Consider the following 323-nt stretch of genomic DNA (forward strand, 5'->3'; position numbering starts at 1 on the left):
GACACCGTCGATCGCCCGCCATTCGGATGGCGTGATGAGCCGGTGGTGGGCGACGTGGACGGAGTGAAGCGGCCCGTCGAGTTCGCGCTCCCAATAGGAGAGGAACCCCTTGAGTTCGGGGAACTCCGGCGCCAGGTCGTAGTCCTGCCAGACATAAAGCTGCAGCAGGCTCGGATGGTCGGGCAGATGATAATGGATCTGCGCCGTGGTCAGGCCGTAGCCCTCCATCTGGAGGCGGAACTCCTTGCTGACATTTTCAACCATTCATGTCTCCTTTCGGCGGCCGTCTGCAGCCAACTCCCTGGGGGGTGAGCGGTTCCGGC

Annotated in this window: 1 protein-coding gene; it reads right to left on the reverse strand. The window is 62.8% G+C overall.

The genetic code is table 11. The annotated features are described in order from the left end of the window. The coding region (locus C7I87_RS25170; protein ID WP_149906760.1) for an usg protein at positions 1-264 on the reverse strand (264 nt) is incomplete at its 3' end. Positions 265-323 lie beyond the last annotated feature (59 nt).

Source organism: Mesorhizobium sp. SARCC-RB16n, assembly GCF_008520305.1.
Lineage (GTDB): Bacteria > Pseudomonadota > Alphaproteobacteria > Rhizobiales > Rhizobiaceae > Mesorhizobium.